Origin of the sequence: Halalkalibacter alkalisediminis (genome assembly GCF_028610705.1) — a bacterium.
Taxonomy (GTDB): domain Bacteria; phylum Bacillota; class Bacilli; order Bacillales; family Bacillaceae_D; genus Halalkalibacter; species Halalkalibacter alkalisediminis.
Genome location: NZ_JAQQWT010000004.1, coordinates 248,640 through 262,666, shown reverse-complemented (window position 1 = coordinate 262,666; position 14,027 = coordinate 248,640). Strand labels below are relative to the sequence as shown.

11 protein-coding genes are annotated in these 14,027 nt (G+C 43.3%); 9 read left to right on the top strand and 2 right to left on the bottom strand.

All coding sequences use genetic code 11. The features are described 5' to 3' along the window. Positions 1-105: 105 nt before the first annotated feature. Positions 106-759 carry a glycoside hydrolase domain-containing protein gene (locus tag PQ474_RS08455; RefSeq protein WP_273841865.1) on the bottom strand — a complete coding sequence of 218 codons (654 nt, stop codon included), beginning with the start codon at positions 757-759 and terminating at the stop codon, positions 106-108. A 56-nt stretch (positions 760-815) separates the two neighbouring features. Here PQ474_RS08455 and PQ474_RS08450 point away from each other — a divergent pair, with 56 nt between their 5' ends. From PQ474_RS08450 to prfB, 3 genes are all read left to right on the top strand, one after another. Further along, complete coding sequence (locus tag PQ474_RS08450) at positions 816-1,040, top strand: hypothetical protein (RefSeq protein ID WP_273841863.1); 225 nt, start codon at positions 816-818, stop codon at positions 1,038-1,040. A gap of 292 nt (positions 1,041-1,332) precedes the next feature. Beyond that, a complete protein-coding gene (gene secA, locus PQ474_RS08445; RefSeq protein ID WP_273841861.1) occupies positions 1,333-3,849 on the top strand; it encodes a preprotein translocase subunit SecA in 2,517 nt (838 codons plus the stop codon). Between the two features lie 61 nt (positions 3,850-3,910). Beyond that, positions 3,911-5,033, top strand: a protein-coding gene (gene prfB / locus PQ474_RS08440; protein WP_273841859.1) for a peptide chain release factor 2 whose coding sequence is annotated in 2 segments (ribosomal slippage) — positions 3,911-3,982 and positions 3,984-5,033 — 1,122 coding nt in all. Because the reading frame shifts where the segments join, the coding sequence is not laid out codon by codon here. A 59-nt stretch (positions 5,034-5,092) separates the two neighbouring features. On the opposite strand, the gene PQ474_RS08435 is transcribed toward prfB, so the two are convergent. Beyond that, the gene (locus PQ474_RS08435) at positions 5,093-7,027 is read right to left on the bottom strand and encodes a heavy metal translocating P-type ATPase (RefSeq protein WP_390186300.1); all 1,935 of its coding nucleotides are present in this window, start codon (positions 7,025-7,027) and stop codon (positions 5,093-5,095) included. Positions 7,028-7,527: 500 nt separating this feature from the next. Between PQ474_RS08435 and PQ474_RS08430 the strand changes: the two genes are divergently transcribed. The 6 genes from PQ474_RS08430 (at position 7,528) to PQ474_RS08405 (ending at position 13,961) form a co-directional block, all read left to right on the top strand. After that, positions 7,528-8,400, top strand: a complete 873-nt coding sequence (locus PQ474_RS08430) for a YitT family protein (RefSeq protein ID WP_390186389.1) — start codon at positions 7,528-7,530, stop codon at positions 8,398-8,400. A gap of 71 nt (positions 8,401-8,471) precedes the next feature. After that, positions 8,472-8,837 (top strand): c-type cytochrome, encoded by a 366-nt coding sequence (locus PQ474_RS08425; RefSeq protein ID WP_273841852.1) that lies wholly within the window; start codon positions 8,472-8,474, stop codon positions 8,835-8,837. Between the two features lie 246 nt (positions 8,838-9,083). Then, on the top strand, positions 9,084-9,770 hold the full coding sequence (ftsE, locus tag PQ474_RS08420) for a cell division ATP-binding protein FtsE (protein ID WP_273841850.1): 687 nt from the start codon (positions 9,084-9,086) through the stop codon (positions 9,768-9,770). Next, on the top strand, positions 9,760-10,653 hold the full coding sequence (gene ftsX / locus PQ474_RS08415; RefSeq protein WP_273841848.1) for a permease-like cell division protein FtsX: 894 nt from the start codon (positions 9,760-9,762) through the stop codon (positions 10,651-10,653). The genes ftsE and ftsX overlap by 11 nt, the downstream gene beginning before the upstream one ends. 143 nt (positions 10,654-10,796) lie before the next feature. Further along, positions 10,797-12,161 carry a PcsB-like coiled-coil domain-containing protein gene (locus PQ474_RS08410; protein ID WP_273841846.1) on the top strand — a complete coding sequence of 455 codons (1,365 nt, stop codon included), beginning with the start codon at positions 10,797-10,799 and terminating at the stop codon, positions 12,159-12,161. 342 nt (positions 12,162-12,503) lie between these two features. Then, positions 12,504-13,961: a S41 family peptidase gene (locus PQ474_RS08405; protein ID WP_273841845.1), complete on the top strand. Its 1,458-nt coding sequence runs from the start codon at positions 12,504-12,506 to the stop codon at positions 13,959-13,961. Positions 13,962-14,027 lie beyond the last annotated feature (66 nt).

The window sequence follows — 14,027 nt, the reverse complement described above, 5'->3', positions numbered from 1 at the left end:
GCATCGGGCATTTTAGTACAGAAAAAAGTGGCTTGGATAATGATTAAAGGGTATCCCTTCGTAAGGACATTTTAGTCTTACCCAAGCTTTTTGTCATGGATGAAATTAAAACAAAGTCTGATACAAGCGCTGCTCCATTAAAACGGTATCGATCGGACACTCTTCTGCGTCTCGACCGTATTGCCATGCCCACACATTGGCTTCACAATCGGGACGACTAGGGTTGAAGCGTTTTGGTGCTCTTCGTTTTGGAGTCGTTCCTGGCTCGGGCTCTGCACTCCAAATGACCGCTTGTTCTCGGACGAGGTTGCTCGCTTCTGATGCTTGGCAATAGGCGGCATTAAAAGGTCCTTCATCCGGATCAGCGTAAATACCTGGTCGATACGGACTGTTATACATGGCCTCAACCCAAGCGATGATCCAATCGGCATCTACAACAAAAAAACGTTCAACATTTGCAAACAAAAAAACACCTTCTGGAATTCCGAGCTGTCTAGCTTTGAAAATCGCATTACGAGCAGCAACCGCTCCAGCACGAGCCCCAACCGCTTCTCTGAAATTATTATAAATCGGCATGATCTTCATCCCACGATCATGAATCCGGCGAACTTCCTCTAGTGTCAATCCTTCACTCACATTTGGAATAGTCGATAAGTAACGCCCCCAAAAATCAGGCTGACCCAAATTCTCAACCACGCATTGATATAAATCATCGGTTACCGCTGCGGCGGAATCTACTCCCCAATTTAAAATTTGCATAAAATCCCTCCTCATGCTTAAGGTATGCGGCAAATGCGGAGGGAGCGACTGCAGATTTGGAAATAGGTAGGAGCACAGGTGCGGAATTTTTTGGGGGGATGGACGTTGGATTTGGGCTGAGCGGACATGGGATCCCTTATTTTGATGAAATGGACTTGTTTGGGGAGGTTGGAGGACATCAGTTCCGTTATTTATTGAAAAAGAGGGGCAATCGGGAGCATATTAGAGGGAATAACGGACCTGATGTCCGGAAAGGTCTTAAAGTAGCTGGTTTTGGATGAAATAACGAACCTGATGTCCGGATGGGAGTGATTGAACGATCTGAAGCAGGCCAGTGCTCGACACGCCGCGCGCGGATCCGAGAACCCCACTAGAGAGCAGGCTTAACCCCCTGCAGCGGCTCCGCACATGGCAACAAAAAGAACAAAAAGGGGAAACTCGCCCCTTTTTGTTCTTTCTTGTCAACAGGCTGTCTCTTGTAAGAGCAGGTCTTAACTGATAAAATTAGACTTAATGAAAATGCGTCATGCTCGTGTGGGTTTAGGACGAGCTGAAAAAGAGAGGGCGAATCTGATGTTAGGTTTATTAAAGAAAGTGATCGGGGATCCAAGTCAACGACAGGTCAAGAAAAATGAGAAGCTCGTTGATCAAATTGAGGCTTTGGCTTCAGATATGAAGAAGCTTTCCGATGATGGGCTTCGTGCGAAAACAGAAGATTTTAAACAACGCTATCAAAAAGGTGAATCTTTAGATGACTTATTAGTGGAAGCTTTTGCGGTCATTCGTGAAGCGTCTACTCGTGTTTTACATATGACTCCTTATCCCGTTCAGCTTCTAGGTGCGATTGCCCTTCATCAAGGGAACATCGCGGAAATGAAGACAGGGGAAGGGAAAACGCTCGTGGGGACACTTGCGGTTTATTTAAATGCACTCTCGGGAAAAGGGGTTCATGTTGTAACGGTTAATGAATACTTAGCTCGTCGTGACTGTGAGCAAATGGGAGAACTCTTCCAATTTTTAGGTTTGACGGTAGGGTTAAATGCATCGGAACTGTCGAAAGAAGAAAAACGAGAAGCGTACTTAGCTGACGTCACATATAGTACAAACAACGAATTAGGGTTTGATTACTTACGTGACAACATGGTGCTGTATAAAGAGCAAATGGTACAACGTCCGCTTCATTTCGCCTTAGTCGATGAGGTGGATTCGATCTTAGTCGATGAAGCACGGACGCCGTTGATCATTTCTGGTTCGGTTGAGCGTTCGACTCAGCTTTACCAACAAGCGAACTCCTTTATCCGCGTGTTGAAAAAAGAAGAGGACTATACGTTTGATGAGAAAACGAAGAATGTTCAGTTAACCGAAGAAGGGGTGAATAAAGCAGAGCGCGCCTTTGGCATCGAGAATTTATATGACCAAAAGCATGTTCAGTTGAACCATCACTTAAACCAGTCTCTAAAAGCATATGTCGTGATGCACCGTGACGCGGACTATGTCGTTGAAGATGGCGAGGTTGTGATTGTTGACCAATTTACGGGTCGTTTAATGAAAGGACGTCGTTACAGCGATGGTCTTCATCAAGCAATTGAGGCAAAGGAAGGCATGCAGATTCAAAAAGAAAGCATGACTCTTGCTTCGATTACGTTCCAAAATTACTTCCGTAAATATCAAAAATTAGCAGGGATGACGGGTACGGCGAAAACCGAGGAAGAAGAATTCCGTAACATTTATGGGATGGATGTTATGGTGATTCCGACGAACCGTCCGATTGCTCGTATCGATAAGCCTGATCTTATTTTTAAAACGATGGAAGCGAAGTTCAAAGCGGTTATTAATGAAATTGAAGAAAAATACAAGAGCGGCCAGCCTGTATTAGTTGGTACAGTTAGTGTTGAAACGTCAGAGCTTGTCTCGAATTATTTGAAAAAGAGAAAGGTTCCTCACCATGTGTTAAATGCGAAGAACCATGAAAAGGAAGCAGAAATCATTGAAGGCGCAGGTCAAAAGGGTGCCGTTACGATCGCAACCAACATGGCTGGTCGTGGTACAGATATTAAACTTGGTGAAGGTGTCATTGAACTCGGCGGACTTCACGTACTTGGTACCGAGCGTCACGAGAGTCGCCGGATTGATAATCAGCTCCGTGGGCGTTCAGGTCGTCAAGGGGATCCAGGGTCAACTCAATTCTACCTATCGATGGAAGATGAGTTAATGCGTCGCTTCGGTTCAGAGCGAATGGGTGCGATGATGGATCGTCTTGGGATGGAAGAAGATGAGCCGATTGAAAGCAAACTGGTTTCTCGAGCGGTTGAAACGGCACAGAAACGAGTCGAAGGAAATAACTTTGACGCTCGTAAACAAATTCTTCAATATGATGACGTCATGCGTGAGCAACGTGAAATCATTTACAAGCAGCGTATGGAAGTTCTTGAATCTGAGAATTTACGGTCCATTGTAGAGACGATGATTAAATCGGTGATTGACCGTACGGTTCGTTTGCATACACCAGAAAGTGAAGTGCCAGAGGATTGGGATCTTGCTGCGATTGTGAACTACGTAAAAGCAAACCTTCTGAACGAAGACGAGCTAACGGAAAAAGAATTAAAAGGCAAAGATCCGGAAGAAATGATTGAGTTAATCGTTGAAAAAGTAACGAATAACTACAATGCAAAAGAAGAGCAGTTCACACCTGAACATATGCGCGAATTCGAGAAGGTTATCATGCTACGTACGGTTGACCGTAAGTGGATGAACCATATCGACCAAATGGATCAGCTTCGCCAAGGGATTCATTTACGTGCATACGGTCAAAATGATCCGCTTCGTGAATACCGCTTCGAAGGGTTTGAAATGTTTGAAGCGATGGTTGATTCGATCGAGGAAGAAGTGGCGATGTACATCATGAAAGCGCAAGTTCAACAGAACCTTGAGCGTCAAAAGGTTGCTGAAGGAAAAGCGATGCAACAAAGCGAGAACCAAGAACCGAAAAAACGTAAGCCGATTCGCAAAGGTGTGACCGTCGGTCGTAACGACGCGTGTACATGCGGAAGCGGAAAGAAATATAAAAACTGCTGCGGAGCAGGCCAATAAAAAAGAAAGATGTGGATTTGCCAGTAGATGCGTCTACTGGCAATTGCCCTGAGGTGAGAAAATGGAATTAGTAGAAATTAAGCAAGAACTGGCACAAGTGGAAAAGCGACTAACTGAATTTAGGGGGTCTCTTTGACCTCGATGAGAAGCAAGAACGAATTGCGGAGTTAGACGAAAAAATGACCGATCCTGAATTTTGGAATGATCAGGATGCTGCACAGGTTGTCATTAATGAAGCAAACGCGTTGAAAGAACAAGTGAATACGTTTTTGGAAATGGCTGAGAAGTTTGAGGACTTAGAAGTTTCCTACGATCTTGTAAAAGAAGAAGCGGACGAAGAGCTGCAAAAAGAACTTGAACAAGGCGTTAAAGCTCTGACTCAAGAAATGAATGACTATGAACTTCAAATGCTACTAAGCGAGCCTTATGACAAAAACAACGCGCTATTAGAGCTTCATCCAGGAGCGGGTGGAACCGAGTCACAAGACTGGGCTTCGATGTTACTGCGGATGTACACGCGTTGGGCGGAGGACAAAAGCTTTAAAGTGGAAACGATGGACTACCTACCTGGAGATGAGGCTGGCGTGAAAAGCGTGACTCTTCTTATTAAAGGGCACAACGCATATGGCTACTTAAAAGCTGAAAAAGGCGTGCATCGCCTTGTGCGCATTTCGCCATTTGATTCTTCTGGTCGTCGTCATACATCATTCGTTTCGTGTGAGATCATGCCAGAGCTAGATGATAATGTCGAGATTGACATTTCACCGGAAGATTTAAAAGTCGATACGTACCGTGCAAGCGGGGCCGGTGGTCAGCATATTAATACGACGGATTCTGCTGTTCGGATCACGCATTTACCGACCAATACCGTCGTGACGTGCCAAACGGAACGCTCTCAGATCAAAAACCGTGAGCGTGCGATGAAAATGATGAACGCGAAGCTTTACCAGCTGAAGATTGAAGAGCAGCAAGCACAGCTAGCTGAAATTCGTGGAGAGCAAAAAGACATTGGCTGGGGAAGCCAAATCCGCTCATACGTTTTCCATCCATATAGCATGGTGAAGGATCACCGGACAGGATTTGAGATTGGAAATACGAATTCCGTCATGGACGGCGATTTAGATGGGTTTATTGATGCATACTTGCGTCTGTCGTTAGGACAGGGGCGGAATGAGACCAATTAATAAACTCGCAAAAAACGAGTGTGAAATCATATTGATTTTACACTCGTTTTTATTTTGCCTTAGCCTCTTAATAGTCTTAGTCCGTTTAGAATAACGAGGAGGGTGCTGCCTTCGTGTCCGATTACACCGAGGGGCAGTGAAACGTGGCCGAGGAAGTTTGAGATGATTAATAAGACGATGACCGAGATCGAGAAGGCAATATTTTGTTTGACGATTCGGTTTGTTCGCTTGGATAATTGAATGGCTTTTGTGATTTTGGTTAAATCATTTTTCATTAAAACGACATCAGAAGTCTCAATGACGGCATCGGTTCCTCCACCCATGGCAATGCCGACATGCGCTGTAGCTAGAGCGGGTGCGTCGTTAATACCATCCCCAACCATTGCACTCATTTGATAGGTTTCGTTCAAACGTTTGATTTCATGAACTTTTTGTTCGGGTAAGCAATTTGCCACATACTCATCTAAGTCGGTCATCGCTTGAATCGCGTTAGCTGTATCCTCGTGATCTCCTGTTAACATGACGGTATAAATGCCTTGCTTTTTAAAGGATTGGATCGCGTCAATCGTTTCTTTTCGGATCGTATCTTGAAGAGCGAGGACCCCGGCGATACCGGTCGCGTCTGTTACGTAGACAAGCGTTTTTCCTTCCTTTAATAGTTGGCTCGTTTGTTCATTGAAAAATAAATGAGCGTTTTCTTCTCCTACAAAACTACGCTTTCCGACTTTCCAATTCTCACCGTTAATGGTGGCGTCAAGCCCAAAGCCGATGACATCTTCCATCTTTTCGACTTCACCAAAAGAGATGACACCATTCTTTTTCCCATAGTTAACGATGGCCTCTGCTAGCGGGTGGTTTGATAAGTTCTCAATGGAACAGGTCATTTGTAAAAAGTAGTCTTGGTTCATATCCTCGCGGAGGATCAGGTTAGTTACCTCGGGTTTTCCATTTGTGAGCGTCCCTGTTTTATCCAAAGCGATGACTTTTAATGAAGCTAATTTTTCAAGATGAGTTCCGCCTTTAAATAAAATCCCTTGGCGTGCGCCGTTCGAGATAGCAGATAAGGTAGCTGGCATGATTGAGGCAATGAGGGCGCAAGGGGAAGCGACAACGAGTAGAACCATTGCACGATAGAAGGTTTCTGTCCAGCTCCAGCCGAGCAAATAGTGAGGCATGAACATCATTAAACCGACTAATAGTAGAACGACTTTGACATAGGTTCCTTCAAATGTTTCAATGAATTGCTGCGAGGGCGTTTTTTCGTCTTTGGCCGTTTGAACCAGATCAATGATCTTTTGAAAGAGGGATTGGTCGCTTTTTTTCATAACGGAAATGACGATGAATCCGTTTTTATTGACTGTTCCAGCGAAGACCTCGTCGTTGATCTTTTTTTCGACGGGAATCGGTTCTCCACTTAAGGCGGCTTCATCAATCAATGTATGACCGCGCAGGATTTTACCGTCAGCAGCCATTCGCTCTCCTGGTTTGATGAGAACATGATCTCCAATGGAAAGTTCGGAAACGTGAACGGTACGCTCTTGTTCATTGACAAGCAGAGTGGCAGTTTCAGGCTGTAAATCCATGAGGGCTGAAATCTCACGGTGACTCTTATTGACTGTATACGTCTCGAGCGCGCCACTAAGAGAGAAGATGAAGATGAGAATGGCCCCTTCCATCCAGTAGCCGATCAAAGCAGATCCGATGGCTGCTAAAATCATCAATAATTCTACGTTCAGGGTGCGATTGTCAATGAGATCTATTAGCCCTTCTTTCGCTTTGTAGTACCCACCTATTACAAAGGCAGCGAGGAAGAGAGGCACAGATAACGAGTAATAATGGAAGTGTTGGAGTAGCCAGGCGCTAAGGATGAGCGCACCACTTGCTAGGGCAAAAATAAATTCGATACGGGTAGTAGAAGGGCTCTTGGAACCCCGTTCTGTTTCGTTGGTCACACGATGACAAGACTTTGATGAAAGCTGTGTATCGCTGTTCATAGCAATTCCCCCTTTTTAACGCTTTATCCATTTAAATGAATTGATAATGATTATTATTTATAATTATTATAAATAAGTGGTTTCTTGTTCTTTATGTTATAGAGTTAGATGGCTGAAGTCAACGTGTTTTTGGTTAAATGGGCAATGTATTTTAATTGATAAAATCTAAATGTAATTGATAATCAGTTGCGATTAGATCGGAGTCAACTCGATCCAAGCTCTTTTAGATAGAGCAAGAAGAAAGCACTTAATCGCAACTTCTGAAATTGATTAGCGACTTCGTGTTTATTCGCAACCATTTCGCTGTCATGAACATTCAAATGGTTTTATCCGTCCATTTTATGAAGATATTTGCAAGTAGACCTAACTCCACCGCCCCACTTCACCGATTCACCTCAACACCGTATTAGCGGAGTGTCATTTACACATTTCAAAGCTGGTGCTATACTACGCAAGGATTATCTGGTTATTCTAAAGGTAAGGAGTGAACGAGCATGATGATGATGAAACAACGTAGAGGGCAGCCACCTCCTAGTACAACCGTGCAATTATTGATGGATTATACATATATCTTAGTTGGGGCAGCGGTTGTCGCGATTGCCTTTAACTTGTTTTTACTTCCGAATAAAATTGCTTCTGGTGGCGTGAGTGGGATTAGTACAATCATTGCTCATGTGTTTGGGGTCGAGCCTGCTTTTACGCAATGGGCGTTTAATATTCCTTTGTTCATTTTAGGGATTGCGTTATTGGGTGGCTTTAAGTACGGGCTAAAAACGCTTGTTGGGACGATCTTTTTACCACTTGTTGTTTTTGTGACAAGAGACTGGTCTGTTGGCTTTGCTGATCCGTTGCTAGGGGCTTTGTTTGGCGGGATTGGAGTAGGGCTTGGAATTGGACTTGTCTTCCGTGCGAGTGCGAGCACAGGAGGAACCGATTTAGCGGCGCAAATCATTCAAAAATACACAGGGCTTTCACTTGGAGTCGCTGTTTTCATGATTGATGGGTTGATTGTGATGACGTCGGCACTCGTCTTTGGAATCGAACTGGCCCTTTATGCGTTAATTAGTTTATTTGTTACTGGAAAAACGGTTGATATTGTACAAATGGGGGTAGGATATGCAAAGGTAGCTCTCATTATTTCCAATCACCAAGAGGATGTACGGCAAATGATTTTGCGTGACATTGATCGTGGCGTGACAAAGTTAAGTGGGTATGGTGGTTACACAAATGAGCAACGCGATGTGTTAATGTGTGTCGTCAACCAAACGGAAGTCACAAAATTGAAACAAGTCGTTAAAGCGGTTGATCCAAAAGCGTTTGTCATTGTTGCCAACGCAACGGAGGTTCTTGGTGAAGGGTTTAAACGCGCTTAAAAGATGGCAAGAGGGTTATAATGCTAAGGGAGTTTCTCCTTAGTTTTTAAAAATGAAAGGGGGTTAAAAAAATGAAAAAGATGTTACTTGCACTAGGTTTGGTTGTCGCTTTATCGGCATGTGGAGGCGGTGACGAAGCAGCACCTGCACCTGAAGAAGCAGCACCAGCTGATGAAACAGTAGCAGAAGATGAAACAGTGGCAGAAGAGCCTGCTGGTGATTTTGATGCAACAGCTGCTCGCCAGACGTATGAAACGAGCTGTATTTCTTGTCACGGAGGGAACTTAGAAGGCGCTATGGGCCCTGCATTAGCAGGTGAAGGTCATACAGCAGAACAAATTGTTTCCGTTATCCAAAATGGACAAGGAACGATGCCTGTTATTAATCTTCCGGCAGAGGAAGCAGAAAATCTAGCAAATTGGATTGCTGCACAATAATCACCAAAAACCCATTCTCACATTTTGAGAATGGGTTTTTTTACGTTCATTACAAGATTTTTCAAGTAGTTGAAATGAAATTGTAACATAAATGATCAACCTATTTTTAGTTAGAGGTGTTATAATGATTTAGGAAACGACATAAGTTGCGAAATTCCAACAGCCTTTTTTGTCGTTTTTGGACAAGCGCGTTAACCTGTGCTTCATCGTAGCACAACTTTTTAGAAACGCAGGGATGTGATAGTAGTGATTGAAATGAAAGATGTTTGGAAGTCCTATCCCAATAACGTAAAAGCGATTAACGGGATTACTATATCGATTAAAAAAGGTGAATTTATCTACGTAGTCGGTCCAAGTGGAGCGGGGAAATCTACCTTTATCAAAATGATGTATCGTGAAGAAAAGCCGACAAAAGGCGACATCTTGATCGATGAAACCAATTTATCTACATTAAAAGAAAGAGCCATTCCCAAGCTTAGAAGAAGAATGGGAGTTGTCTTTCAAGACTTCAAGTTGCTTCCAACTCTATCAGTCTATGAGAATGTAGCATTTGCTTTAGAAGTAATTGAAGAAAGTCCAAGTATGATTAAACGTAAAGTAATGGATGTACTAGATATCGTTCATTTGAAGCATAAGGCTAGATCGCTGCCGAATGAATTATCAGGTGGAGAACAGCAACGAGTGGCGATTGCCCGTGCGATTGTGAATAGCCCAGAAGTATTAATTGCGGATGAGCCAACAGGAAATCTAGATCCAGACACTGCTTGGGGAATTATGGACATCTTAGATGATATCAACCACCGTGGGACGACGATTATTATGGCAACTCATAATAAAGATATCGTAAACACCATTAAGAAACGCGTCATTGCCATTGAAGGTGGACGAGTGGTCCGAGATGAAGTAAGGGGGAGCTACGGCTATGAAGCTTAGAACCCTTGGTCGTCATGTTCGAGAAGGTACACGTAACTTAGGGCGAAATGGTTGGATGACATTTGCTTCAATCAGTGCGGTTGCTGTGATGTTGTTTGTTGTTGGAGTCTTTCTACTTCTGATTATGAACGTCAACAATGTGGCAAGTGGGATTGAAGACGATGTTGAAATTAAAGTTTACATTGAGCTAACAGCAACAGAAGAAGATCAAGCGGAACTACTCGCTGAAATTGAGCAAATTTCTAATATTGATACGGTGACGTATGTCGATAAAGAAGAAGGGCTCAATCAATTGATTGATAGTTTAAATGATAGTGGACAAGTGTTTGAATCAATTCGTGAAGAAAACCCGTTGAATGATTCTTATGTCGTCCGCGCAACGACACCTCAACTAACAGAGCAAGTCGCGAGCAAAATTGAGCAACTCACTTTCGTTGAGCGTGTGAATTATGGTCGAGAATATGTCGAGCGCCTCTTTATGGTGACGGATTTCATCCGAACTGTTGGGTTGATTTTAGTGGCTGGGATGATGTTCACGGCAATGTTTTTAATTGCTAATACGATTAAGTTAACGATTGTGGCGAGAAAAAGAGAGATCCAAATTATGAAACTCGTTGGAGCGACAAATAGTTTCATTCGTTGGCCGTTTTTTATTGAAGGAATGTTATTAGGTGTAGTAGGAGCCTTAGTTCCTATTCTCATTATTGGGTTTGGTTATTCGTATCTCTATACTAACTGGGGATCGCGGATTGAGATCATGCTCTTCTCGTTAGTTCCTGTATTCCCATATATGTGGCAAATAGCAGGGTTGTTAATCGCGATAGGTGCTTTTATCGGGGTATGGGGAAGTATGATGTCGGTTCGAAAGTTTTTAAAAGTATAAACCATAAAGTAGCTGCTGAAAAAAGGGTGTGAGGGCAGACTCACACCTTATACATAGTCGGCTACTGCTCAAGTAGCCAATGCAAGGATAAAAGAAAAGGTCTGATCAAATAAAAGGAAGCAGGAAAAAGGGGGAGCGACTAGATGAAAAGGAAAATCGGGCTAGTAGCTGTAGCTGTATTACTGACCGTTGGATCTTTTGGATTAGAAGGGATTAGTCCAAAAGTTTTAGCAAACAGTGAGCTTCGTAATGAAATATCGGATGTCGAAAAAGAACGTCAACAATTGAAGTCGGAGCAAGCAAAAGCTCAAGCCGAACTAGACAAGCTTAAAGAGGAAATGCAGGAATTAACGAATGAAATTAAACGTATAGATGAGGCAGTAGCTGAAACGAATCAAAAAGTACGTGAGAAGCGAAATGAAATTGAAGAAGTACAAGCTGAGATTGAAGAGCTTCAAGAAGAAATTAAAGTATTAGAAGAGCGAATTGCAGAACGTGATGAGCTTCTAAAAGATCGTGCTCGCTCGATGTATCAAACGGGTGGTTCGGTTAATTATTTAGAAGTTATTCTTGGTGCGAAAACGTTTAGTGATTTCCTTGACCGTGTGAGTGCGTTATCTGTTATTGCTCAACAAGATCGCAATATCCTAGATGCGCATATTGAAGATCACCTATTGCTTGAAGAAGCTAAGGCACAGGTTGAGTTAAAACTTGAAAAACTAGAAGGTCATTTAGAAGAATTAGAGAATCTAATGGCTGAATTAGAATCACAGCGCAAGGAAAAAGACCGTGTTATGGGTCAACTGCAAGATAAAGAAGGCGAACTTCATGCTGATCTTCAAGGACTTGAAGGCGAAGATGAAATTTTACGCTTACAAGAAGCGGCTTTGAAAAAAGAGTTAGCGGCAGCTGAAGCTGCAGAAGCAGAGCGTAAAAAACAAGAAGAAGAAGCAGCTGCAGCAGCTGCAGCAGAGTTAGCATCACGTAGCTCGAGTGGTTCAAGTTCAAGTTCGAGCTCAAGCTCAAGCTCAAGCGGTTCGTCTACAAGTTCGAGCGGCGGTTCTACACAAGTTCATAGTGCACCTGCTGTAACGGGTTCTGGCTTCATGCGTCCGGCAACAGGTTCGATTACGTCTGGCTATGGTCCACGAGCGTTCTCAGGTGGTCGTATGCACTATGGAATTGATATTGGTAAAAATGGTCGTACTGGTGATGTACCAGTCGTAGCTGTTCAATCTGGAACGGTGGTTCAATCTTATTATTCTTCTAGTTACGGAAATACCGTTTTAATCGCTCACCAAGTGAACGGTCGCTTAGTGACAACGTTATACGCTCACTTAGAGAATCGTGAAGTTTCTGCTGGTCAGAGCGTTTCAAAAGGCCAACGTCTTGGTCTAATGGGGAACACAGGTCATTCATTTGGCGCGCATCTTCATTTTGAAGTTCATGAAGGCGGCTGGAATGGGGCAAAATCAAATGCTGTTGACCCTATGCGTTATCTACCCTAATTAGCCTATAGTTAAACCTCATCGCTCTTATTTATGGGTGATGGGGTTTTGACTTATTAAAAATTCTTTACTAAAATAAAGAAGGAACATAACTCGTACAAGTAGAACATACAATTTAATGACCCTTAAATGTGTCGTGGTTTCTAGCTGGGTTTTATTAAAAGGGCACGCTAGAGTGAGAAAAGGATAGCGGAGGCATTGCACGATTGGTGTAGTGCCTCTTGCTTATAGAAGTGTGTCATGTAATCGCTCGTTTGCTTAATAAAGGATGGATCGTCCATATATGAGCGTGAGTATGGCATTATCATTTGAATGTTCTAGACATGGTGGGAGTTGGTAGAAGTGAATAAGAAGCAGTTGTTGATGATTGTAGCTGCCGTGATGGTTTTGGGCGCGTTTGGCTTTTATTTTCAAACAGCGCAACCAAGTATTGAAACGGATTCTGCTGCCACAGGCAGTTCGGAAGTGAAGTCGGAAGCATCGAATGAAGAACTAGTAGCAAAATTTGAAAAAGCGTTAGCGATTATTCAAGAGCAATATGTCGAAGAAGTGAGTGAACAAGAACTATATGAAGGTGCGATTGAAGGAATGCTCCGTACCCTTGATGACCCTTATTCGGTGTATATGGATCAGGAAACAGCGACTCAATTTGTCGAATCACTCGGTTCTCATTTTGAGGGGATCGGCGCTGAAGTGAGTATGACTGACGGAAAAGTAACGATCGTTGCTCCATTCCGCGAGTCTCCAGCTGAAAAAGCAGGATTGCAACCGAACGACAAAATTATACGAATTGATGGGGAGTCGATTGAAGGGCTTTCTCTTTACGAAGCGGTTTTGCAAATTCGCGGTGAAAAAGGCACGACGGTTAACTTGACGATTGAACGTGCTGGATCTAGTGAGCTATTCGACATTCCCGTGGAACGAGGATTAATCCCGATTGAAACGGTCCGTTCTGATGTGATTGAGCAAGATGGCAAAACGTTAGGATTATTAGAGATTACATCGTTCTCTGAAGATACAGCTGAGCGTTTTAAAGAAAAACTAACAGAACTAGAAGCACAAGGGATGGATGGACTGCTTATTGATGTTCGAGGAAATCCTGGTGGCTATTTAAATGCAGTTGAAGATATTGGGAAACTCATTATCCCAGGTGGTACACCTATCGTGCAGATTGAAAACAGAGACGGCGAGAAGGTTCGTTATGTATCCAATCTAGACGAGAAAAAGCCGTACCCGATTATTGGAATTACGGATCGTGCTTCCGCTTCAGCCTCTGAGATTTTAGCGGGTGCCTTAATTGAAGGTGGCGGTTATGATGTTGTTGGTGAGCAAACGTTTGGGAAAGGAACGGTCCAACAAACCATTAAGCTGGGTGATGGCAGTGAATTAAAGTTATCGTTATTCAAGTGGTTAACATCAGCAGGAAATGACATCAACGGAGAAGGGGTTATGCCAACGGTGGAAGTAAAACAACCGGATTACTTCTATACGGCGCCATTATCTGTCGGTGATGCAGGTGTGTGGCGAGTGGATATGATGAGCGAACAAATTAGAAATGCGCAAATGATGCTAAAGGGTCTAGGATTAGAGCCGGGTCGTGATGATGGTTACTTTAATGAGCAAACGAAGCAAGCCGTAACCGCCTTCCAACGTGATCATGGTTTGGATGCGACGGGTGAAATCGACGAAGAGACAGCCTCACTCATTCAACAAAAGGTGGTCGAGCAAGTTCGCGAGCGCGACAACGATCTACAGCTTCAAACAGCCATTCAATTATTGGTCAAACAAGTTAGTGAATAACTTTTAATAAAGGAACCGACCAAGTTGTGTCGAATCTATAAGGTACATCCTTCTATCATTTGAAGG